Annotated in this window: 20 protein-coding genes and 3 pseudogenes; 11 read left to right on the top strand and 12 right to left on the bottom strand. The window is 70.8% G+C overall.

Translation table 11 applies throughout. The annotated features are described in order from the left end of the window. Nucleotides 1–42 precede the first annotated feature (42 nt). From RPX00_RS44445 to RPX00_RS44420, 6 genes are all read right to left on the bottom strand, one after another. Nucleotides 43–483, bottom strand: coding sequence for a WXG100 family type VII secretion target (locus tag RPX00_RS44445; protein WP_406634961.1), 441 nt, complete (start codon nucleotides 481–483; stop codon nucleotides 43–45). 153 nt (nucleotides 484–636) lie between these two features. Beyond that, a complete protein-coding gene (locus tag RPX00_RS44440; RefSeq protein ID WP_037812613.1) occupies nucleotides 637–936 on the bottom strand; it encodes a WXG100 family type VII secretion target in 300 nt (99 codons plus the stop codon). Between the two features lie 31 nt (nucleotides 937–967). Then, nucleotides 968–1,306: a WXG100 family type VII secretion target gene (locus tag RPX00_RS44435; RefSeq protein WP_406634959.1), complete on the bottom strand. Its 339-nt coding sequence runs from the start codon at nucleotides 1,304–1,306 to the stop codon at nucleotides 968–970. Between the two features lie 392 nt (nucleotides 1,307–1,698). Further along, nucleotides 1,699–2,247 carry a DUF1062 domain-containing protein gene (locus RPX00_RS44430; RefSeq protein ID WP_406634957.1) on the bottom strand — a complete coding sequence of 183 codons (549 nt, stop codon included), beginning with the start codon at nucleotides 2,245–2,247 and terminating at the stop codon, nucleotides 1,699–1,701. A gap of 182 nt (nucleotides 2,248–2,429) precedes the next feature. Further along, nucleotides 2,430–3,074 (bottom strand): response regulator transcription factor, encoded by a 645-nt coding sequence (locus tag RPX00_RS44425; protein ID WP_406634955.1) that lies wholly within the window; start codon nucleotides 3,072–3,074, stop codon nucleotides 2,430–2,432. Then, nucleotides 3,062–4,306 (bottom strand): sensor histidine kinase, encoded by a 1,245-nt coding sequence (locus tag RPX00_RS44420; RefSeq protein WP_406634953.1) that lies wholly within the window; start codon nucleotides 4,304–4,306, stop codon nucleotides 3,062–3,064. The genes RPX00_RS44425 and RPX00_RS44420 overlap by 13 nt, the downstream gene beginning before the upstream one ends. Before the next feature lie 199 nt (nucleotides 4,307–4,505). On the opposite strand from RPX00_RS44420, the gene RPX00_RS44415 reads away from it, so the two are divergent. Genes RPX00_RS44415 through RPX00_RS44405 form a run of 3 tightly spaced genes read left to right on the top strand, consistent with a single transcriptional unit; the run spans nucleotide 4,506 to nucleotide 7,753 of the window. Then, entirely contained in the window at nucleotides 4,506–5,225 is a 720-nt protein-coding gene (locus tag RPX00_RS44415) for an ABC transporter ATP-binding protein (protein WP_406643309.1), read from the top strand. A 3-nt stretch (nucleotides 5,226–5,228) separates the two neighbouring features. Next, nucleotides 5,229–7,307 (top strand): ABC transporter permease, encoded by a 2,079-nt coding sequence (locus tag RPX00_RS44410; RefSeq protein WP_406634951.1) that lies wholly within the window; start codon nucleotides 5,229–5,231, stop codon nucleotides 7,305–7,307. Nucleotides 7,308–7,309: 2 nt separating this feature from the next. After that, complete coding sequence (locus RPX00_RS44405; protein WP_406634949.1) at nucleotides 7,310–7,753, top strand: ABC transporter permease; 444 nt, start codon at nucleotides 7,310–7,312, stop codon at nucleotides 7,751–7,753. Between the two features lie 81 nt (nucleotides 7,754–7,834). On the opposite strand, the pseudogene RPX00_RS44400 reads toward RPX00_RS44405, so the two are convergent. Then, nucleotides 7,835–8,934, bottom strand: a pseudogene (locus RPX00_RS44400) (bile acid:sodium symporter family protein). Nucleotides 8,935–8,959: 25 nt separating this feature from the next. Between RPX00_RS44400 and RPX00_RS44395 the strand changes: the two are divergent. Continuing rightward, nucleotides 8,960–9,823: a LysR substrate-binding domain-containing protein gene (locus tag RPX00_RS44395; RefSeq protein WP_406634947.1), complete on the top strand. Its 864-nt coding sequence runs from the start codon at nucleotides 8,960–8,962 to the stop codon at nucleotides 9,821–9,823. On the opposite strand, the gene shbA is transcribed toward RPX00_RS44395, so the two are convergent. After that, on the bottom strand, nucleotides 9,800–10,480 hold the full coding sequence (gene shbA, locus RPX00_RS44390) for an RNA polymerase sigma factor ShbA (RefSeq protein ID WP_406643308.1): 681 nt from the start codon (nucleotides 10,478–10,480) through the stop codon (nucleotides 9,800–9,802). The two genes, RPX00_RS44395 and shbA, sit on opposite strands and share 24 nt — an antisense overlap. Nucleotides 10,481–10,531: 51 nt before the next feature. Next, nucleotides 10,532–10,687, bottom strand: a pseudogene (locus tag RPX00_RS44385) (sigma factor-like helix-turn-helix DNA-binding protein); the annotation flags it as partial. A 699-nt stretch (nucleotides 10,688–11,386) separates the two neighbouring features. On the opposite strand from RPX00_RS44385, the gene RPX00_RS44380 reads away from it, so the two are divergent. Continuing rightward, the gene (locus RPX00_RS44380) at nucleotides 11,387–11,656 is read left to right on the top strand and encodes a WhiB family transcriptional regulator (protein WP_037812602.1); all 270 of its coding nucleotides are present in this window, start codon (nucleotides 11,387–11,389) and stop codon (nucleotides 11,654–11,656) included. Nucleotides 11,657–11,722: 66 nt separating this feature from the next. On the opposite strand, the pseudogene RPX00_RS44375 reads toward RPX00_RS44380, so the two are convergent. From RPX00_RS44375 to RPX00_RS44365, 3 genes and pseudogenes are all read right to left on the bottom strand, one after another. Then, nucleotides 11,723–12,859 (bottom strand): annotated as a pseudogene (locus RPX00_RS44375) (RNA polymerase subunit sigma-70); the annotation flags it as partial. 319 nt (nucleotides 12,860–13,178) lie between these two features. Further along, the gene (locus RPX00_RS44370; RefSeq protein ID WP_406634945.1) at nucleotides 13,179–14,732 is read right to left on the bottom strand and encodes an MDR family MFS transporter; all 1,554 of its coding nucleotides are present in this window, start codon (nucleotides 14,730–14,732) and stop codon (nucleotides 13,179–13,181) included. A gap of 34 nt (nucleotides 14,733–14,766) precedes the next feature. Then, nucleotides 14,767–15,375 carry a TetR/AcrR family transcriptional regulator gene (locus RPX00_RS44365; protein WP_406634943.1) on the bottom strand — a complete coding sequence of 203 codons (609 nt, stop codon included), beginning with the start codon at nucleotides 15,373–15,375 and terminating at the stop codon, nucleotides 14,767–14,769. 227 nt (nucleotides 15,376–15,602) lie between these two features. Between RPX00_RS44365 and RPX00_RS44360 the strand changes: the two genes are divergently transcribed. The 6 genes from RPX00_RS44360 to RPX00_RS44335 all read left to right on the top strand — a co-directional run bounded on the left by RPX00_RS44360 (nucleotide 15,603) and on the right by RPX00_RS44335 (nucleotide 22,159). Further along, entirely contained in the window at nucleotides 15,603–16,358 is a 756-nt protein-coding gene (locus RPX00_RS44360; RefSeq protein ID WP_406634941.1) for an IclR family transcriptional regulator, read from the top strand. Nucleotides 16,359–16,409: 51 nt separating this feature from the next. Then, entirely contained in the window at nucleotides 16,410–17,153 is a 744-nt protein-coding gene (locus RPX00_RS44355; protein WP_406634939.1) for an SDR family NAD(P)-dependent oxidoreductase, read from the top strand. 158 nt (nucleotides 17,154–17,311) lie between these two features. Then, nucleotides 17,312–18,523 (top strand): LCP family protein, encoded by a 1,212-nt coding sequence (locus RPX00_RS44350; RefSeq protein WP_406634937.1) that lies wholly within the window; start codon nucleotides 17,312–17,314, stop codon nucleotides 18,521–18,523. A 127-nt stretch (nucleotides 18,524–18,650) separates the two neighbouring features. Continuing rightward, nucleotides 18,651–21,413, top strand: a complete 2,763-nt coding sequence (locus RPX00_RS44345) for an AfsR/SARP family transcriptional regulator (protein WP_406634935.1) — start codon at nucleotides 18,651–18,653, stop codon at nucleotides 21,411–21,413. A gap of 107 nt (nucleotides 21,414–21,520) precedes the next feature. After that, nucleotides 21,521–21,895 carry a hypothetical protein gene (locus RPX00_RS44340; RefSeq protein ID WP_406634933.1) on the top strand — a complete coding sequence of 125 codons (375 nt, stop codon included), beginning with the start codon at nucleotides 21,521–21,523 and terminating at the stop codon, nucleotides 21,893–21,895. A gap of 15 nt (nucleotides 21,896–21,910) precedes the next feature. Further along, nucleotides 21,911–22,159, top strand: a complete 249-nt coding sequence (locus tag RPX00_RS44335; protein WP_406634931.1) for a hypothetical protein — start codon at nucleotides 21,911–21,913, stop codon at nucleotides 22,157–22,159. The last annotated feature ends 6 nt before the right edge of the window (nucleotides 22,160–22,165 follow it).

The raw sequence follows: 22,165 nt of genomic DNA, 5'->3' as shown, positions 1-22,165 counted from the left end.
AGAGACCCGGGAGAGAACCCGGAAAGACCGCCGCCCGTCCGGTCAGGCTTTCTGACCGGCGCCGGTGATGTGGCCGCTGACTGTGTTGAAATACTGGTTGTAATCGTCGGCGGACATCTTGTTGACCTCGTCGGCGTTGTCGTACGCCTTCGAGGCCTTGTTCACCGCGTCCGCCACCTCGTCGAGCGCCTTGCAGAGGTCGTGGATCGCGGTGCGGGTGGTGTCCCGCAGCGCGTTCGTGCCCTGGATCGGCGTGAAGATCTTGCTCTGCGCCGTCAGGAACACGCCGGGCTTGAGCTGGATGCTGTCGAGTTTCGCCGGCAGATCCTTCAGCGGCCCGTCCGCGAGCGCCTGCATGTTCTTCGCGAACGTGCGCATCGCCTCGGTGTTGACCGCGGTGACGCCCTTGCCCGGATGCTCGGAGCCGCCCGGCACCGGCGGCGGCTTGCCGACGTCGCCCGGCGGGATCCACTCGTTCTTCACGTCCGGGGAGTCTGGTCGCCCGGACTGTGGAACTTGCCGTCGTCCGAAGTGGTCTGGTGGTTGTCCGAGGAGGTGTCCTTGTGCTCCCCGTTGCCGTTTCCGTCCACTGTCGTTCACCCTCCTTTCAGGTCAGTCGTGCCCGGGGCGGCGGCGTCAGTTCGCGGCGAACCGCTTGGCGTTGTTGCCCTCGGTGTTGGAGGTGCCCTCGTTGATCTGGCCGAGGGTCTGCGCGGCGGCGTCGAGCGCCTGCGGCAGGGTCAGCGCCGCCTGGTGGCAGTAGTTGTAGGTCTCGTGGAACATGTCCGCCGCGACACCGGTCCAGTTTTCGCGCTGGCCCTCGATGACCGCCTTCATCTGGTCGAGCAGCTCGGTGATCTGGTTGGACTGCTGCTTGGCCTGCCCGACGGTGTCCTGCATGGTGGCGAAGCTGATCTGGAACTGGCCCAAAGCCATGGGAAGCGTCCTTTCGTGGAAGGGAAGGGGATCAGAAGCCGCGCAGCCCGCCGCCGCCGATGACCGCGGAGGCGTTGTTGGCGGTGGAGGTGTTGTCCGAGTCGCGGCTGTCGTACTCGCTCGCCGAGGTCTGCACGTTCTGCGCGAGTTCGTCCAGCTTCTGCACGATCTTGCGGACCGTCTGGTCGAACTGGCCCATGGCCTGGTGGAACACGTTCGCCGAGTCCGACTGCCAGGTGCCGAACAGCGTCTGCATCGTGCCGTCGACCTTCTGGTTCACCCCGGTGATGTTCTGCCCGGTGTCGCTGATCGTCTGCGCGCCCTTGCGCATGACGTTGGTGTCGACGCGTGCGCCGTCCTGCGAAGCCATGCTTTCTCCTCTGATCGGGTTCTCCGGATATGACGGACTGGCATGCCAGGCCGCCGACGTCGCCGCGGATGCCCTTCGTTCGGCCGATACGAAAGAGCAGTGGGGAGACTGCGGACTTACGGTAAGCGCCGGTCTACGGGTTGTCGCCGCGTTGTTCCCTTCTGAACACCAGCGCGCGGTCGGGTGGGCAACCGGCTCCTCCACCTGGGTGCGGTGAATTGCGGCAACGCCTTTCGCCGGAAGCGGTTACGCGGCATTGCCCGTTCAGCCACCGCTGTTGCCCTGGTTAGCGTTCCGCGCTCATGCGAGCGGACAGCGCTCGTCGCGAGTGGACCCGGGCTGTCCACTGAGGACGGACGGGTCCGGCGGCGAGGCCGGACCCGTCCGTCTGCTCAGTACTTGAGCGTGAAGGCGAAGTCGCCGGAGAGCTTGCCGCTCAGCCGGACGCCGGACACGACCTTCCCCTCGGCGAGCAGCCGCTGCACTTCAGCCCGCGCGAGACCGCAGCCCTCGGCGATGAGCCGCAGCGGCCGGACCGGGATCCGGGCCGCGAAGCTGACCGAGACGTCGATCGCGTCGTGCTTCAAGTGGTCCGAACCACCAGTGTCGAGCCGCCAGGCGCCGTCCCAGTCGAGCGCGACGTGGTTGCGCCGCAGCAGGACCGGGTCCTGGAGCAGTTCGGCAGCGAGGCGGGGATCGTTGTGGTGCAAGCGATCCAGCAGAACCGGTCGGACCGAGCGCACCTTCGCCCGTTCGAACACGGTGAGTTTCGCCGTTTCCCCGCAGCCGGTACAGAGCACGAGGAGCCAGGCGTCGATGAGTTTGTGATGGGCGTTGACCCGGAATTTGCCGTCCGCCCGGAAGCTTCCGGACGCGCAGGTGTGGCACCGGCGCCGGACGAGCGGCAGGCGAGTGGGCAGGACTGTCCAGTTATAGAGCACAGGAGTACACCGATTCCAGTGAGAATTCCGCAGCACGAAGAAGCGCGGCGCATGAACGCGGCGCGCGACGAAATCAGAGCTTGGGATGCCTCACGCGATGTACAACGGCACGTCCTTGCCTGGGCAGCACTGGTCGAGCGAGAGTAGCCGCGCGCACCGGCACGGCTCCACCGGTTTTCGGGCTAGGCGCCGAGGTAGGCGAGCACCGCCCGCACCCGCCGGTGGTCGCCGGTGCCCGCGGACAGTCCCAGCCGGGCGAAGATGTTGCCCACGTGCTTGTTCACCGAGGTTTCCGCGATGAACAGCTTCTCGGCGATCGCGCCGTTCCCGTGGCCCTCGGCCATCAGCGCGAGCACCTCGCGTTCGCGGGGGCTGAGCACGTCGAGCACGTTCGCCGCGTGCCGGCGCGCCATCAGCTGCGAGACGACCTCGGGGTCCATCGCCGTGCCGCCCGCGGCGACCCGGTCCATGGCCTCCCGGAATTCCTCGATCCGCCCGACCCGGTCCTTCAGCAGGTAGCCCACTCCGGACGCGCCCTTGGCCAGCAGTTCGGCCGCGTAGGCGGGTTCGACGTACTGCGACAGCATCAGCACCGGCAGGCCCGGGATTTCCTCGCGGGCCGCGGCGGCCGCCCGCAGGCCCTCGTCGGTGTAACCCGGCGGCAGCCGGACGTCCAGCACAGCGACGTCGGGCCGGTGCTCCAGCAGCGCGGGCAGCACGTCGGGCCCGCGCTCCAGCACGGCGCACACCTCGTGGCCGACCGTGGACAGCAGCAACGCCAGCCCTTCCCGGATGAAGGCGTTGTCGTCGGCGATCACGACGCGCACGGCAGCTCCGCCCGCAGCACCGTCGGGCCGCCTTCGGGGCTGCTCAGCTCGGTGCTGCCGTCGAAGGCCGCGACGCGGCGGCGGATCCCGGCCAGCCCGGTGCCGAAGTTCTCCGCGGCTCCGCCTTTTCCGTTGTCGCGCACAGTGATCCTGATCCTTTCCCGGCCGAGCGCGAGCGTAATCCACGCCCGGTCGGCTCCGCTGTGCTTGGCGATGTTCGTCAATGCCTCGGCGATCACGAAGTAGGCGGCCGCCTCCACCGCGGCCGGGGCCTGCCCGCCGCCCGAGACGTCGACCTCGACCGGGACCGCGCTGCTCGCCGCGAGCGCCTGCACCGCGCCGGGCAGACCCCGGTCGGTCAGCAGCGGCGGGTAGATCCCGCGGACGATCGTGCGCAGCGACGCCAGCGAATGCTCGGTCAGCTCCTGCGCGTCCTCGAGCAGCCCGAGCGCGTTGTCCGGCTGGTTCCGCAGGGCGTGCTTGATCAGCCCGAGCCGGAGCGAGATGGCGACGAGCCCGGCCTGGGTGCCGTCGTGCAGGTCCCGTTCGATCCGGCGCAGCTCCGCGCCGTGCGCTTCGAGTGCCTCGGCCCGGCTGACCGTCAGCTCCTCGATCCGGCGGGCTTGCCTGCTGCCGCGCGGCGGACGCAGCAGCGCACTGGCGAGCATCGCGTGCCCGCGAGCCAGCAGCGGCGTCAGGAGGATCAGCCCGGCGGCGTACCCGAGCCCGATGCCGGTCGCGCCGAACGCCTGTGCCCAGCTGGTGACCGGCCGGAACGTGAGATGCGCGGCGGGCGGAAGGAGGGTCCACCAGATCGGCGCGGTGCCCCAGCAGAGCGCGCCGGACAGCAGGCTCAGCCCGAGGAAGCACAGCGGCGTGCCGAGCACGGTGCTGACCGCGAGGAACGCCAGGTCCTTCCACACCGCACGGTCTTTGAGGACGCCGAACGGCGAGCGGGGCACCGCGTACTTCTCGCCGACCGGCGTGCCCAGCAGCCGTTCGACCCGTTTCCGTTGCGCGCGGGCGAATCGGCGCACCAGCGGGACGAGCAGGACCAGCAGCGGCAGCCCGATCCCGGCCAGGCTCAGCAGCAGGCTGCCCGCGGCCAGCCAGCACAGCAGCAGCCCGGCGAGCCCGGCCGCGGCGCCGACGGCGAGGTAGCGGAAGGAAACGCCGAACGCGGCGAGGTAGTCGCGCGCACTGGACCAGGGAAACCGCCGGTCTGCGGCCACCGGCTCCATCCGTCCCCCGGGGGATTCGCTCGGCAGGTGCAGTTTTCTGCACCTGGGATCTGCAGGATACGTGCTGTCCGGCCGTATCCCGGCTCCGTAGCGTCCGGGAGGAGCAAGATCACCGCATCCGGAGGACGAAGTGGCACGCGAAAAACGGCAACGCCCGGCACCGGCTGAGACCGGAGCACCGCCGGACGACGTGGTCTCGCTGCGGTCGGTCCGCAAGACCTACGGTTCCGGCACGGGCCAGGTGACGGCGTTGCGCGACCTCACCGTCCGGTTCGGACGCGGGTCGTTCACCGCGGTCATGGGCCCGTCCGGCGCGGGCAAGAGCACCTTCCTGCACTGCGCCGCCGGGCTCGACCGGCCGGACGGCGGGACGGTGCTGCTCGGCGGCACGGACCTGGCCGGACTGGACGAGACCGGGCTGACCGTGCTCCGCCGGGAGCGGGTCGGGTTCGTCTTCCAGGCCTACAACCTGCTGGCGTCGCTGACCGTCGCGGACAACATCTCGCTCCCGATGCGGATGGCCGGGGTGGCCCCCGACCAGGCCTGGCTGGCGGAGGTCGTGCGGCGCGTCGGGCTCGACGGCAGGCTGGACCGGCGCCCGGCCCAGCTGTCCGGCGGCCAGCAGCAGCGGGTGGCGATCGCCCGCGCGCTCGCGCCGCGGCCGCAGGTGGTGTTCGCCGACGAGCCGACCGGCGCGCTCGACACCCGGACCGGCCGTCAGGTGCTCGAACTGCTGCGGCAGCTCGTAGACGAGACCGGCCAGACGGTGATCATGGTGACGCACGATCCGGTGGCCGCTTCGTATGCGCACCGGGTGGTTTTCCTCGCCGACGGCGCGCTCGCCGACGAGATGACCGAGCCCACCGCGGATCGCGTGGCCGAGCGGATGACCACGCTCGGGCAGTGGTGAGCGATGCTCGAACTCGCGGTCAAAACACTGCGCGGGCGCGCTTCCGGGTTCGCCGGCGCGTTCGTCGCACTCTTCGGCGCGGCGATGCTGGTCACCGCGTTCGGCATTCTCCTGCAGTCCGGGACGGAAGCCGGGGTGGCTCCGCAGCGGTACGCCGGGGTCCCGGTGGTCGTCGGCGGCGCGAAATCGTTCGAGGTGCGGGAAAACGGCAAGACCAAGTCCAAGACGCTCAAGGACCCGGTGCCGCTGACCCGCGAGACCGTGCGGAAGATCGCCGGGACCGACGGCGTCGGCTCGGTGGTGCCGGACGTGAGTTTTCCCGCCGTGCTGGCGGAGGGCGACGGCACTCCGGCCGGACATCCGTGGTCGAGCGCCCGGCTCGGTCCGTTCGATCTCGTCGAGGGCCGCGAACCGCAACGGCCCGGCGAGGTGGTGCTGGACGCCGGGCTGGCCAAGGACACCGGGCTGGGCGCCGCGGTCCGGATCCAGACAACCAAGGCCGCGGCCGAATACCGCGTCGTCGGCGTGGCGAAACTGTCCGGTGTGGACGGAGAACTCCGCGCACCGGTGGTGTTCTTCGCCGACGCGGAAGCGGAAAGCCTGGCCGGACGCGGCGACCGGGTGGACGCCGTCGGGGTGTTTCCCCGGCCGGGCACCGATCCCGGAGACCTGGCCGACCGGCTGGCCTCTCGAGTCGGTGCCGAGGCAGAGGTGACGACGGAAGAGGACCGGAGCCGCATCGAGAACCCCGACGTGGCATCGGCACGCGGCTCTCTGCAAGAGATCGCGGGTTCGCTCGGCGGCACGGTGATCCTGATTTCGATTCTGGTCGTGGCCAGCACACTCGCGTTGAGCGTCCACCAGCGCCGCCGCGAACTGGCTGTGCTGCGCGCGATCGCGGCGACCCCGCGCCAGATCTGGAAAATGCTCGCCGCGGAAGCACTGGTGCTGTCGGCCGTGGCGTCGGCGCTCGGGTGTCTGCCCGGCATCCTCGCCGCGCAGCTGTTGCGCGGCGCGCTCGTCCTGATCGGCGTCGTGCCCAGCGATTTCTCTTTCTCCGTCGGCATTGTGCCAATGCTTGTCGCGGTGGCGACCGGGGTCGCAACGGCGCAGATCGCGACGTTCGCAGTGGCGCGAAAAGCCGCGTCGGTGCGACCAGTCGAGGCATTGAGCGACGCCGCGGCCGAGCAGCCGGGCATCAGCGGCGGCCGCCGGACGCTCGGGGTGCTGTTGCTGCTGCTCGGTTTGGCCGCCGCGCTGCTCCCGGTGTTCTTCTCCGGTGTCTTCGCCGTGGCGGGTGCGGGCAGCGGCGGACTGCTGATGATCGTCGCGATCCTGCTGCTCGCACCTCCGGTGGCGGCATTCGCGACGCGGCTGCTGGCCGGGCCGATCACGCGGCGCTTCAAGGAATACGGCTACCTCGCCGCCGCCAGCACGCGAGCCAACGCGCGCCGCTTGGCCGCCGGGATCGGACCGCTGGTGCTGGCGATCGGGTTCGCCTGCGTGCAGTTGTTCATCCCCGCCACCCTCGCCGCCGCGGCGGCCGACCAGGCCGACGAGGGGATCACCGCGCAGTACACGCTCACCGGCGTGGCGGGCGGCTTGCCGGACGACGCCGTCCGGGACGCGGCCGCGCTGCCCGGCGCGGAGGCCGCGACCGGGGTGGCGCGGGTGCAGGTGTTCGCCTCGGCGAAGGTGCTCGATTCGCCGGAGATCTTCGAATTCCCCGCCCAGGGCATCACCGTCGACAACGCGGCCAAGACAATGGATCTGGCGGTCTCGTCGGGAAATCTCGCCGATCTGGCCCCGGGAAAGGTCGCCGTCAGCGCCAGCGCGGCGAGCACGCTCGGGGTCGAACTCGGCGACCAGATCAAGCTGAACCTCCCGGACGGTTTCGCCGCGACCCCGGCTGTCGTCGCGATCTACCAGCGGGGCATGGGATTCGGCGACGTCACCCTGGCGCACGAGGACGTGTTCGCGCACAGCGTCCGGCAGCTGGACCAGCAGGTGCTGGTCCGGGCCCGCCCGGGGAGGATCTGGAGCCGGCCTTGGCGAGCCTGTCCGCGAAATACCCAGGATTGACCGTGTCCGCCGAGGCAGGCCTGTCCGACGAACAACGCGACGCGGCGACGGCTTCGCTGCTGAGCAGCGCGTTGCCGCTGGTGCTGGTCTTCGCCTACATCGCCCTCGCGGTGGCCAACACGCTGGTGATGACGACACTCGCCCGAACACGGGAGTTCGCGCTGCTGCGGCTGGTCGGGATGACGCGCGACCAGGTGCTGAAGGTACTGCGGATCGAGGCGCTGACAGTGGTGCTGATCGCGGTGGCGGTGGGCTCGGCGGTGCCGCTGGTCCCGCTGGTCACGGTCAGCCTGGGCCTCACCGGATCGCCGATCCCGAGCATTCCGCCGCTGCTGTACCTCGGCATCGTCGCGGCGACCGCGCTGGTGGGCGCCGCGTCGGTGCTGGTGCCGGCGAGGTTCGCGCTACGGGCCCGGCCGGTGGAGGGGATCGGGATGCGCGAGTAGCCCGCCCAACGTCCGTGAAGGACTCCTTGCGGGAATCAGATTCCCGCAAGGAGTCCTTCACGGCACTTCCGCCACGCAGCCTCAGCCGACCGGCGCGAGTTCCCCCTGCTCCGCCGCCGCGGCCTGCCGTGCGTACCGGCGCGCCATCGCCGCGCACACGATCAGCTGGATCTGGTGGAACAGCATCAGCGGCAGCACGATCAGCCCGACCTCGGCGTGCCCGAACAGCACCGTCGCCATCGGCAGGCCGCTCGCGAGGCTCTTCTTCGAACCGCAGAACATGATCGTGATCCGGTCCGCGCGGTCGAAGCCGAGCAGCCGCGCGCCGCCGCTGGTCGCGCCGAGCACCGCGGCCAGCAGGACGCCGCAGACCGCGACGAGCACCAGCAGCGGGCCGATCTCCAGCTGGTGCCAGATGCCCTCGGTCATCCCCTCGCTGAACGCGGTGTAGACCACCAGCAGGATCGAACCGCGGTCGACGATCTTGAGCGGCGCGGAATTCCGCGAAACCCAGCCGCCGATCCAGCGGCGCGCCAGCTGCCCGGCCACGAACGGCACCAGCAGCTGCAACACGATGTCCAGCACCGCCGAACCGCTCACGCCCGGGCCGTCGGTGGCCAGCAGCAGCGCGACGAGCAGTGGCGTCAGGACGATGCCGAGCAGGTTGGACAGCGACGCGCTGCAGATCGCCGCCGCGACGTTGCCCTTCGCGATCGAGGTGAACGCGATCGACGATTGCACTGTGGACGGAAGCAGGCAGAGGAACAGCACGCCGGTGTACAGCGGCGTCGTCAGCAGCCCGGGGAGAGGAACGACGTGGCGAGCCCCAGCAGCGGGAACAGCACGAACGTGGCGCAGAGCACAGTGACGTGCAACCGCCAGTGCCGCATCCCCTCGACCGCTTCCTGACTGGAAAGCCTTGCGCCGTAAAGGAAGAACAGCAGACCGACCGCGATCTTCGTCGCGACGCCGAATCCGGTCGCGGTCGCGCCGGACGCCGGAAGCAGCGACGCGATGCCTACGGTGACGAGGATCAGGGCGATGAACGGGTCGATCCGCAGCTTGGCGAGCAAGGCCGAGACGGGGCGGGCGAACGAAGCGAGCACGGTGGATCTCCTTTCCCGTTCATTCTCTCGCCGGGGTCGGTCATTCGGAACCCCGATGACCGTACTGACTGTCATTCCGAAAGACGATAAGATGTGACGCATGCTGGATCCGCGCTTGTGCCGTTCTTTCCTTGCCGTGGCGGAAACTCGCAGCTTCACCGCGGCCGCGCGGCGCCTCGGTGTGGGCCAGCCCACTATCAGCCAGCACATCCGGCGGCTCGAGACCGAGGCGGGCGGGCTGCTGTTCGCCAGGGACACGCACGCGGTCGACCTCACCGCGCGCGGGCAGGCGATGCTCGGGTTCGCGCAGACCATTGTGGACACCGAGGAGCGCGCGATCCGGCATTTCCGCGGCGCTCAGGTGCGCGGCCGCGTCCGGTTCGGTGTGTCCGAGGACTTCGCGCTCGGCGAGCTGCCGGAAATCCTGCGCCGGCTGCGGGAAAGCCATCCGCTGGTGGACGTCGAACTGCACGTGGAACTGTCCGATGTGCTCGCCCGGCGGATCGCCGACGGGCGGCTCGACCTGGTGCTGGGCAAACGCCGTCCGGGCGCGTCCGGTCCGGGACGGCTGCTGCGCCGCGAACCGCTGGTGTGGATCGGCTCGGCGGCCACCGAACTCCTGCCCGGCCAGCCGGTGCCGCTGGTGCAGTACCCGATGCCGTCGGTCACCCGGCAGCTCGCGGTGGAAACGCTGGAACGCGCCGGGCTCGAATGGCGGGCGGCCTGCCTGACCTCCAGCCTCACCGGGCTGCGCGCGGCGGCGGCCGCCGGCCTCGGCGTCACCGTGCACGCGCGGAGCCTGGTGCCGGCCGATCTCGTCGAACTGCCCGCCGAACTCGGCCTTCCGGACCCGGGTGACGTGGATTTCATCCTGCTGTCCCGCGACGGCGGCGAGGGGCCGGTCGCCGCGCTGGCGGAGTTCGTCGTGGCGCGGATCGGGTCAGTGCCGTCGTTCGAGGGCTGAGCGGAGCCGCAGCAGCGCACGGTGCTGCGCGACCCGGACCGCGCCCGGCGTGGAGCTGACCGCTTCAGCCGCTTCTTCGGCGGACAGCCCGACTACTATGCGCAGCAACACAATCTCCCGCTGTCGCTCCGGCAGCAGCTGCAGCAGCCGAGCCAGCTGACGGTTCAGTTCGGAGCGCAGCGCGCGGTCCTCCGGCCCGTCGGCGAGATCGACCGACTCCGGCAGCTCGGCCACCGTCTCGGTCCGGTTGCGCGCCTGCGCCCGGTGCGCGTCGGCGACCTTGTGCTGCGCGATCCCGTAAACGAAAGCGAGGAACGGCCTGCCCTGATGGCGATAGCCGGGCAACGCGGTCAGCAGCGCCAGGCAGACTTCCTGCGCCACGTCGTCGGCCGAGGAATAGGCGTCGGCGCCGCCGAGCCGGGCCCGGCAGTAGCGCACGATCAGCGGCTGGACCGCGGCGAGCAGGTCCTGCGCCGCCTCCGGATCGCCGTCGACCGCGGCGCGCACCGGGCCGTCGAACCCGAACCGGCCGGCCGGGACGCGCGGCGCGGCCAACGCGGTCGCCTCGGTTTTGACCCTGGTCAGCGCCTCTTCGACGTCGAGTGCCGAGCGCAGCGCGCTGACCAGTGCTGTTTCGGCTTCGAGCAGTGCGGTCATCAGGGCCTCCTCGCGACCGGCCGCGCCGAGCCGGTGTCTCAGCCGTTCCCTGGCATGCCGGAGATTCGAGCGGACAGTGGTGCCCGCCATGCCGAGCGCCGAGGCGATGGCGGCGGGCGAGAACCCGTCGAGCGACCAGGTGAGCACTGTGCGCTGGGTCTCCGGCAGGGTCGCGAGCAGTTCGACCCCGCGCGCGTTCCGCTCCACGACCGCGGCCAGCCGGTCGCCCGGCGGGTCCGCGGGCGGGGCGCCGCCGTCGAACCACGTCTGCTCGGCGGCGAGCCGGGCCGCGGTCAGCCGGACCGCGACGCGCGGGTCGCCCTGCGGCGGCCAGGTCCCGGTTTCCTGGACGAACGCCTCCACCGCCACCTCGCGCGCGGTGCCCGGTCCGAGCCCGCCGGCGCACAGGAACGCCACGAGGCGAGGGAAATCGCCCCGAAAGAAACCGTCGAATCCCGCCACGCGCACCCCTCCCGAACCCGGACCTGTCGAACAGGTGCGGTGACGCGCCCGTGGGATGTAACGATCCGGTCACGGAAATGTGTGCGAGGGCGGGACCGGCGGGTACCTCGTTCGGACGGCCACTTCGCCCGCCGACGCGGCGGAAGGGGGAAACAGCGTGCGCACAAGGAAAATCGGGCTCTCCGGGGCGGAAAGCCGGGCGGCCGCGACGCCGTAGCACGTCCGGCGGCAAGCGCGTCCGCGATGTGAGCTGAATCGAAATTCCCCGCGCGGGCGGTGATCGGTGGTAACTTGGAAAGCCGGTCGTCCGACGGGTCCCTCGCGGCCCGGGGCGGTTCGGCCGAAAAGCCCACCGAACACCCTCCGAAGGCATGGCTGGCCTGTGCGCGCGGAGAAGTCGGTTGACCACGGTTCAACAATGAGGACAGGAGGTGAAAAGCAACAATGGAACTCACGGCCACCAGCTGGCTCGCTCGCGCGGCGTGCCAGGACGAGGACCCGGAACTGTTCTTCCCGATTTCCGACATGGGTCCGGGGGCGCAGCAGGTCGCGAAGGCCAAGGCGGTCTGCGCGCGATGCCCGGTCCGCGCGGAATGCCTTTCCTATGCTCTCGACAACGGTCTCGGCAACGGGATCTTCGGGGGAACCACCGAGCTGGAGCGCCGGAAGCTGGTTCGAACCGGCTCCGCCGCCGCACGGCATCGGGTCGCCTGACCGCGAGCCGGTGACCATTTCCCGGCGGCGAAGGCACTAGCAGTTTCCCCCACCACGACCGGCCGCTCAGCCCGGAACTCGGTGGTTGCGCCCGGGCGGTGATCGCACATCAGCGATCGCCGCCCGGGCGTTATTGCTCATCCGACCGGAAGCGATCTGCTTGTGGCGACCGGTTTCCGCCGTGGCTGTAGTCGGATGAGCAATCATCGGCACAGATTCTTCGAACGTTTCTTCGAGTCCGTATGGCGCCAATGCCGCCGTTTCGAACGCGGCCATCGCGGTGACCAGTCCGTTTCGGACAGTCAGCACGCAGACGCCGAAAGCGCGGTAAACCGATTCGCCCGGCGGGCGCAGATACACGGCGACGGCGGGCTGCCGGTTCGCCCGTACCGGGACCATCCGGAAACTGCCCCGGAAGTACGGCGATTCCGGATCGAAACCCGGCCCGAGCGCGCCGAGAATCCGGTCGCGGCTGTCGAACCACAACGGGTAAGGCGGCATCACCGCACGTGCGTCCTCGCTCAGCACGGCGGCGACGGCCCGCACGTCCGCCGATTCGTAGGCCGCGATGAACTTCCGCAGCAGCGCCGTTTCCTCGGCGGTCGTGCTGTCCGGTGCGGACCATTCGGCGCGCCGGGCGGGCAGCTTGGCGCGCAACGTCGCCCTGCCCCGCTGCAACGCGCTGTTCGCCGAGGCCACCGAGGTGTCCAGCAGTGCGGCAGTGTCCTTTGCGGACCAATCGAGCACGTCGCGCAGGATCACCGCGGCGCGTTGCCTCGGCGGCAGCAACTGGATGGCGGCGAGGAACGCCAGTTCGATGGTTTCCCGTTCGACCACCGCGGCGCCGGGGTCGTCCGGCGCCGCGGGGTCGAGCAGCGGATCGGGAAACGGGCCGAGCCACGGCACGTCCAGCGCGGCGATCTCGCCGCCCGGATCGGCCGCCGGACCCAGTTCGTCCGGCAGCGCACGCCGCGGCCGCCGGGCGAGCGCGTCGAGGCAGACGTTCGTGGTGATCCGGTAGAGCCACGTCCGCACGCTCGCCCGCCCGGCGAAGCCGGAACGGCCTTTCCAGGCCCGGAGAAACGCCTCCTGGACGAGGTCCTCGGCCTCCTCGAACGAACCGCTCATCCGGTAGCAGTGCACGCGGATCTCGCGGCGGTGCCGTTCGAGCAGGGCGGCGAACTCCTCGTCGCTGGTCACCCGGGCAACGGTAGCTCGTGAGCGGCAATCCCGGTGCTAACCGGCACCGCCGCTCACGACGTCTTCCCCGGCCTCGCGCACCCGCAGCACCACGCGCGGCAGGCACCCCCGTTGCGGCGAGGCGGGCTGCTGGTCGCGTCCAGCCCAGGCCATCAGCAACGCCGCCGGGGATCCCTCGTGAGTGCCTACGCCGGTTCTAACCGGCACCAACGCTCACGAGCCCCCGCCTAACCCGCGCGCTGGCCCAGCTCGTGCTTTGGCCTGGCGGGTGGTCGTGAGCGGCAATCCCGGTTCTAACCGGCACTGCCACTCACGACGTCACTCAGGCGGCCTCGTCCGCCAGCCGCTCCAGGCCGCTCTTCGTCTTGAGCGGCAGGTGTTTCAGGAACGCCACCGCGACCACCACGAGCAGCGCGATCGGCGCGCTGATCAGGAACAGATCGCTCGTCGCGACGCCGTAGGCCTCCCGGATCACCGCCGCGACCGGCGCGGGCAGCTGCGCCAGGTCAGGCACCTTCCCGCCGTCGCCGGAGCCCGCGGACGCGGCCGGGCCGAGCCCGTCGGCGATGAGCGTGCCGACCCGGCTGGCCAGCACCGCGCCGAGCGCGCTCACGCCGATCGACCCGCCGAGGCTGCGGAAGAACGACAGCGTCGAGGTCGCCGCGCCGAGGTCGGCGGCGGGCACGTCGTTCTGCGTCACCAGCACCAGGTTCTGGTTGAGCATGCCCACGCCGACGCCGAGCACCAGCATGAACAGGCTCAGCTCCAGCAGCGACGTGTGCGCGTCGATCAGCCCGAGCAGGCCGAGCCCCGCCGCCATCAGCACCGCGCCGAGCAGCAGGTACGGCTTCCACCGGCCGGTGCGGCTGATCAGCTGGCCGGACACCGTCGAGGAGACCAGCAGCCCGAAGATCATCGGCAGGCTCATCAGCCCGGCCACCGTCGGCGATTTGCCGAGCGCCAGCTGGAAATACTGGGACAGGAACACGGTGCCGCCGAACATCGCGACGCCGACCAGGAAGCTCGCGACGGTGGCCAGCGTGACCGTGCGGTTGCGGAACAGGCCCAGCGGCACGACCGGTTCGCGCACCTTCGACTCCACCCACACCGCGAGCACCAGCACGAGCACGCCGGCGGGCACGAGCACCGCGGTCTGCCAGGAACCCCATTCGAAGGTCGAGCCCGCGAGCGACGACCACACCAGCAGCGTCGACACGCCGAGCATGATCAGGAACGCGCCGAGGTAGTCGACGTGGACCTCGCGCCGCAGTGTCGGCAGGTCCAAAGTGCGCTGCAGCAACAGGATCGCGGCGAGCGCGAACGGGACGCCGAGGAAGAAGCACCAGCGCCAGCCGAGCCAGGACGTGTCCACGAGCACGCCGCCGATCAGCGGCCCGGCCACCGTGCCGACGGCGAACACCGCGCCGAAGACGCCGGAGAACTTGCCCAGCTCGCGCGGCGACACGATGGCCGCCATGATCACCTGGGCGAGCGCGGTGAGCCCGCCGCCGCCGATGCCCTGCGCGATCCGGCTGAGGATCAGGATGTCGATGTTCTGCGCGAGCCCGGCCACCAGCGAGCCGACCACGAACAGCCCGAGCGAGAGCTGGATCAGCAGTTTCTTGTTGTACAGGTCGGAAAGCTTGCCCCAGAGCGGGACGGTCGCGGTCATCGCGAGCAGTTCGGTGGTGACGACCCAGGTGTAGGACGACTGGCTGCCGCCCAGTTCGGACACGATCCTCGGCAGGGCGTTCGCGACCACAGTGGACGCGAGGATGGCGACGAAAATGCCCATCATCAGGCCGGACATCGCCTGCAGCACTTGCCGATGGGTCATCACCGGGGGCGCGGGCGATTCCGCGGTGGACAGGGACATGACAGTCCTTTCCGGACTTCGCGAAGGGGGATGGTCAGTGCGGGTCGGGCAGGCCGGCGGCAGCGGTGGCGGCGGCCTCGTCGAAGATCTCGAGCAGCGGCTGGGCGCCGTCGCGGGCGGCCCAGCGGCTGAGCGAGGTGTTGAGCACTCCTCCCGCCACCGCCAGCAGCAGCGACGGGAACAGGTCGTTCTCCGCGTCGGTCCCGGTGCGCTGGGCGATCGCCGCGACCATCGGATCGCGCGCGCCGGAGTTGAGCACGGTCGCCCGGATGAGCAGCGACGGATCGCCGTGGATGATGCGCAGCCGGGTCAGCCACTCGCCGCGGTCCCGCTCGATCTCGGCGAGGTCTTCCCGCATGGTCGCGACGAACGCGGGGAAGGCGCCGATCTCCGCCGGCTGCGCGAGAAACCGGGCGATCGTCCGCTCGGCCCGTTCGGCGTGGTCCGCGTACGCGAGCAGCACGGCGTCTTCTTTGACCGCGAAGTAGTTGAAGAACGTGCGCGCGGACACGCCCGCCTCGGCGGCGATGTCGTCGACCGTGACCTGGTCCAGACCACGTTCGTCGATCAGCCGGAGCGCCGCGAGGGCGATGGTGCGGTGGGTTTCGAGCTTCTTGCGCTCGCGCAGGCCGGGAGGAGGCACCTGATCAGCGTAGCGAGATTATGCAGAGTCTGCAAAGTTGCAGTTTGTGAATCAGGGCACCTAGCGCCGGGCTGGAAGATCACGGGAACCGGGGTCCCCCAGGCATCCCGGTTCCCGTGTTACGGAGCATGCGGGTTTCGCGATGGACCTGGGGAGAGGCCGTCTCGTCGTACGAGACGGCACCCCGGTCACGGAGCGGCAAGGCTGGTTCCGGGGAGGGCTCGCCGATGGACTTCGCTCAGGAAACCGCCCGTCCCCGCACGGGTGACGGGCGCGGCGTGGTGGAGGGCGCTTTCCTGGTGCTGGCGGAACTGGCTCGGCTTGGCGAGGCCGGGCCGAGTCAGCTGGCTTCGGCGACCGGGCTGCACAAAGCGACCGTGCACCGCCTGCTGAACCAGCTTGTCGCGGTGGCGGCCGTGCGGCGCCGGGACGGCCGCTACCGGATCGGTTCGCAGCTTTTCCGTCTCGGCCAGACGTGGAAGCCGGCCGAGGTGCTGCGGGCCGCCGCCCAGCGGCCGGTGCGGGAACTGGCGGCGGCCAGCCAGCTGAGCGTCGGGATTGCGGTGCCGGACGAGGGGCAGCCGCTTTTCGTCGGCGCGGTACCCGCCCGGTCGGCCGAGGTGCTTTCGGTGCGGACCGGGATGACGCTGTCCGCGGACAGCGCGGCCGGGCTGGCAATCGTGGCCTTCGCCCCTCTAATGCCGCCGCCAGCGGACCACTCGTCCCCGGCCTGGGCGCGGCTGCTCGACGGCGTTCGCGAGCGCGGCGTCGCCGTGCATCACGCCGACGACCAACTGCCCATGACCTGCCTCGCGGCCCCGGTACACGCACCTCATGGCGCAGTGGTCGCCAGCATCGGCGCGGTCGCCCCCGCCAAGCGACACGTCGCCCCGCTGGCCGAGGCCGTGCGGCGCGCAGCGGGCATGGCCAGCGCCACCCTCGCCCGCCTCCCGGCCGGCCGCGAACTCTTCCCGCCCAGCTAGCCACGCGGCCCGGCCACGCCTTCCGCGGGAAAGCTGGCAGACTCACCGACCGTGAGCGGAACGGTGCTGGTACTAGGCGGACGCAGCGAGATCGGGACGGCGGTGGCCGTACGGCTGGCGCGTGGCGGTGCACGGCGGTTCGTGCTGGCCGCACGGCCAGGCGCGGACCTCGCGGAGCAGGAGGCCGCTCTGCGCGAAGCCGGTGCGGAGACCGTGGCGACCGAGGACTTCGACGCCGACGACCTCTCCGCCCACCGCCCCCTGCTCGACCGGGTCATCGCGGAGCACGGGCCGCTGGCGACAGTCGTGCTGGCCTTCGGCATCCTCGGCGACCAGGCTCGCGCGGAGACCGACGCGGAGCACGCCACCGCGATTGTGCACACCGATTACGTCGCTCAGGTGTCCGTGCTCACTCACACGGCGGAACTGTTGCGCGCGCAGGGTTCCGGCAACGTGGTCGTCTTCTCGTCGGTCGCCGGGATCCGGGTGCGGCGGGCGAATTACGTGTACGGCTCGGCGAAGGCGGGGCTCGACGGGTTCGCCTCCGGCCTGTCGGACGCGCTGCACGGCACTGGCGTGCACCTGCTGCTCGTGCGGCCGGGTTTCGTGATCGGCCGGATGACCGAGGGCATGTCGCCCGCGCCGTTCTCCAGCACCGCTGATCAGGTCGCCGACGCGACTGTCGCCGCGTTGCGCCGCCGTCGCGAGGTGGTGTGGGTGCCGGGAGTGTTGCGCTTGGTGTTCGCGGCGATGCGGTTCGTGCCGCGCGCGGTGTGGCGGCGGATGCCGCGCTGAACTCCCTGTGCCCGCAGGGATACCGGCTGTCGCGGTGCGCTCGGCCGAACGGGCAGCATCACATCTTCGCGACAGGTTTCTCAGGCTATTCCCAGCTAACGCGGTGATCCTCGAACACGGGGGTCGAAATCCGTCCCCGGGGAAGCGAGGAACCGGCCGTGCTGATCACGTCCCGGGGCCGCCGGATCGGCGGCCGTGCGGTGCTGGGGGTGGTGTCCACCCTGGTGCTGGGCGCGACCGGATTCGCGTGGTCGCAGCTGCACCGGCTGGACGCGAACCTGGTCACCGCGGACGTCATCGCGCCCGCGGCGCAGGTTCCCGACACTCCGGCGGGCGAACCGCTCGCGGTCGCGCAGAACATTCTGCTGGTGGGCCTCGATTCGCGCACCGGGCCGGACGGGAAACCGTTGCCGCAGAACGTGCTCGACGCGCTGCACGCGGGCAGCGGGGACGACGGCGGCAACACCACCGATACGATGATCGTGGTGCACGTCCCGGCGGGAGGCGCGGCCGCCACCGCGATCTCCATCCCGCGTGATTCCTATGTGGACATTCCGGGATACGGCAAGCACAAGATCAATTCGGCCTACAGCCGCGCCCGCGCCGATCAGCGGGGAAAGCTCGCCCAGCAAGGAATGAGCGGCCCGCAGCTGGAGGTCGCGGCGGACGCGGCCGGCGCGAAGTCGGCGATCGCCGCGGTGCAGCAGCTCACCGGGCTCACCATCAACCATTACGCCGCGGTCAATCTCGCCGGGTTCTCCGCGCTGAGCCAGGCGGTCGGCGGCGTGCAGGTGTGCCTGAAGGCCCCGGTGCACGATTCGTTCTCCGGCGCGGATTTCCCGGCCGGCGTGCAAACGATCTCCGGCACGCAAGCGCTCGCCTTCGTGCGGCAGCGGCACGGCTTGCCCAATGGGGACTTGGACCGGATCGCCCGGCAGCAGGCGTTCATGTCGGCGATGGCGAAAACCGTCCTCGGCTCCGGCACCCTCACCGACCCGGCACGGCTTTCGTCCCTTGTGGACGCTTTGGAAGGTTCGATCGTCCTCGACCACGGCTGGAACCTGCTGAGCTTCGCCCAGCAACTGCACGCCCTCAGCTCGGGCGCGATCGCGTTCGGCACGATCCCGGTGCAGAGCCTGTCCCTGGCCACTCCGTCCGACGGGGACGCGGTGAAGGTGGACCCGGCGCAGGTGAAGGCGTTCGTGCGGGCACAGCTCAGCTCGCCGGACGTCGCGGCGTCCGGCGGAACGGACGACCCGGGCACGGTCCACCGGCCCTCCAGCGGCGGCATGGTGCGGCCGATCGCGGAGACCACGAGCCCGGCCCCGCCCGCCGGGAAGCTGACCGCGGCCAGCGGATGCGTGAACTGAGCGCTCGATCAGGTGGTTCGGCCCCCGGATAACCGCAGGTAGCCGCCCCGGAGATTGATCTTGGTCGTTGCCTCGGCCGTCCCCGGGCAGTAACGTCGATCTCCGACCGAGTCCTTGGGGGCGGCTGGTGACGGTGGCGTTCGGCTTGCTCGGCCGGGTCACGACGGAGATCGACGGGCGACCGGCCGAGATCGGGCATGCCCGCCAGCGGCTCGTGCTCGCCGCGCTGCTGGTCGACGCCAATCGCCCGCTCGCTCCCGGCCAGCTGATCGACCGGGTCTGGGGCGAGGCGGCCCCGGCCGCGGCGATCAAGACGCTGCGCAGCTATCTCGCGCGGTTGCGCACGGCGCTGGACCGCGCCCCGGCGGAGATCGAACGCGACGCGGGCGGCTACCGGCTGGTCGTCGAGGACGAACAGGACATCGACGCCCGCCGGTTCGCCCGCCTGGTCGCCGAGGCGCGGGCCACCGCCGATCGCGCGGCGGCCGCTGAGCTGTTCTCCCGCGCGCTCGGGCTGTGGCGCGGCGAGGCGCTGGCCGGGCTCGATTCGAGCTGGGCGGAGGAGGTCCGCGGCCATCTCGCGCAGCAGCGGGCCGCCGCCGAACGGGACCACGCGGACCTCGCCCTGCAGCTGGGCAGGCACGCCGAACTGCTGCCCGAGCTGCTGGCCGGTTCGCATGCCCAGCCGCTGGACGAGCGCCTGGCCGGGCAGCTGATGCTCGCGCTGTACCGGACGGGCCGCCAAAGCGAGGCGCTGGCGCACTACCGGCGGCTGCGCGAGCACCTCGCCGCCGAGCTGGGCACCGGGCCCGGCACCGCGCTCGAGCAGCTGCACCACCGGATCCTCACGAACGATCCGCGGCTGGCCGTCCGCGAACCCGCCGCCGAGCCCAGCCCGAAGGCGGCGGTCCCGCGTCAGCTGCCCGCGCCGCCCGCGTGGTTCACCGGACGCGACGGCGAGCTGGCGGCGCTCAGCGCGGCGTTCGCCGCCGCCCGGGAAGCGGGCACGGTGGGCATCGCCGCGCTGAGCGGTGCGGGCGGGATCGGGAAAACGGCGCTGGCTTTGCATTGGGCGCACGGCAAAGCGGCGGAATTCCCGGATGGACAGCTCTACGCGAACCTCCGCGGCTTCGAGGCGGACGCGTCGCCGGTGTCCTGGACTTCGGTGCTGCGCGGGTTCCTCCACGCGCTGGGCGTGCCCGGCGACGCGTTGCCAGCGGACGTCGATGCTCAGGTTGCGTTGTACCGCAGCACAATCGCGGGCAAACGCATTCTGGTTGTCCTCGACAATGCGCGCGAAACCGCGCAGGTGGCACCGTTCCTGCCCGGCGACCCGGCGTGCGCGGTGCTGGTGACGAGCCGTGATCGGCTGGCCGGGCTGGTCGCGTCGCACGGTGCGCATCCGCTTCGGCTCGACGTGCTGCCGCCGTCGACGGCCCGGGCGTTGCTGGGGAAGCGGGTCGGCGACGGCAGGCTGGAGCAGGACGCGGCGGCGGCCGCGAAGCTGCTGCAGCGCTGCGCCGGATTCCCGCTGGCGCTGAGCATTCTCGCCGGCCGGCTAGCCGCTCAGCCGACGCTTTCGCTGGCCTCCCTCTCCGACGGGCTGGCCGCGTTCGACGACGGCGAGCCCGGGGCGAGCCTTCCGGCCGTGCTGTCCTGGTCGTTCACCGCGCTGACCGAGAAGCAGGCGCGGGTGGCCGAATTGCTGGGCCAGGCGCCAGGTCCGGATATCGCGGTGCCCGCCGCCGCCAACCTGTGCGACCTCCCGCCCGCCGAGACAGACACGATTCTCCGTGCGCTGGAACGGGTTTCGCTCGTCCAGGACACCGGTTCCGGCCGCTACCGGATGCACGACCTGGTCCGGCTCTACGCCGCCGGACGGACCGGCCCGGACCCGGCGGCACAGCGCAGGCTGCTCGATTTCTACACCGGCACCGCGCTGGCCGGGAACACAGTGCTGCACCCGCACGGAGTCCTGGTCAAGACCGGCGCGCCCGAGCCGGGCCAGTACCCGCATCCGCACCCGTTGCCGGACCGGGCCGCCGTGCTCGCCTGGTTCGACGCCGAGCACGCCAACCTGCTGGCCGCGCAGCGTTCGGCGGCCGAGCACGGCCTCCAGCACACCGTGTGGCGGCTGGCCTGGGCGCTGACCGCCTATCACCACGGAAGAGCCCGCCTGCACGACGACCTCGCCGTCTGCCAGGCCGCCGCCGACGCGGCCGGTGAGCTGACCGAAACCGCGGTCCAGGTGGTGGCGAACCGGCGGCTCGGTCTGGCGTGCGCGCGCGTCGGCAGACACGACGAGGCCGAATCCTGCCTGCACCGCGCCCTGGTGCTGGCTGAACGCGCGGGAGACGTCTCCGCGCAGGCGATCATCGAGCACAATCTCGCGCAGGCGTGGGAGCTTCGCGGGCAAGACCGGCAAGCGCTTGCGCACGCCGTCCGGGCGTTGCGGCGGTTCGAGACGCTGGGCAATCCGGTGTGGCACGCCCAAGCCCTCAACGGTGTCGGCTGGTACCTGACCCGGCTCGGCGAACACGACGAGGCCCGTGTCCACTGTGAACAGGCGTTGGCGCTTTACCGCGAACAAGGCCACGTCGGCGCCGCGGACGCGCTGGACAGCCTCGGCCTCATCGCCCACCACACCGGCCGGCACGCCGACGCACTGGACCGTTATCACGAGGCACTGGTCGTGTACCGGGATTCGGGCAACACTTATATGGAAGCGGACACTTTGGACCATCTCGGCCGCACGTACGCCGCGCTCGGCGAGCACGGGCAGGCGCGGGAGGTCTGGCAGCGCGCGCAGGATCTGTACCGCGCGCAGGGCCGCACCGGGCGAGCCGACGGCTTGACCGAGTTGATGGAAACCCCGGCGCACGCCCGCTGACCCGGCGGGCAACGTTCGTTCAATCTTCGTTCAACGACGTCCCGTTAGCGTCCCCGAGGTCAGGAACGCGCGAGTTCGAACGCGCGTCCTCGGGGAAAGGGAGAACGATGAAAAAGCTGCTCACGGCCGCGTCCGCGGTCGCTGCCGCGGTGACGCTGGCGGTGCCGATGACCGCGTCCGCGGCCCCGGCGCAAAGCTGGGTGTACTACCACTGCAACAACAGCTACGACTGCGTCCTGCCGTTCAGCGCGCCGGTCGGGGGAGAATTGACTTACAGCGTCAAGGTCAGCGGCGGGGTGAGCCAGCCGGTCGCGGTGGCGCTCGACGTCACCGTGCAGGACAACGCCAACTGCCACCCGACCGTCTACCCCGACGGCGTGTACCGCAGTTTCACCTGCCACGACGAGCAAATCGGCGGGAAAATGGTGCTTCGTGCCTATGCGGGCGGCACTCACGATTACGAACTCGGGCTTTTCATCTGATCGAGGGAGGACGTCATGAGCACCGCTTTCGATCTCGACCCGCAGGTGCGGGGCAGCAACTGGGCGGAGTTTCTGCGCACCGGTTCGGCCGCTTTGCCGGCGATGACGCCGTTCGTGACGGAGTCGGGCATGTGCAGCGCGACCGACGGCTACGGCTGCGACCAGTCCCTGTGCCACTGCGAAACCCATCAGGGCTGCGGGCCGACGTTCTCGTGCACGACGCAGACCTGCGACGGCACGACCGGGCAGCCCTGCGCCTGCTGACCGGCT

Source organism: Amycolatopsis sp. WGS_07, from assembly GCF_045278895.1.
GTDB lineage: Bacteria > Actinomycetota > Actinomycetes > Mycobacteriales > Pseudonocardiaceae > Amycolatopsis.
This window is presented reverse-complemented; position numbering and strand designations above follow the sequence as displayed.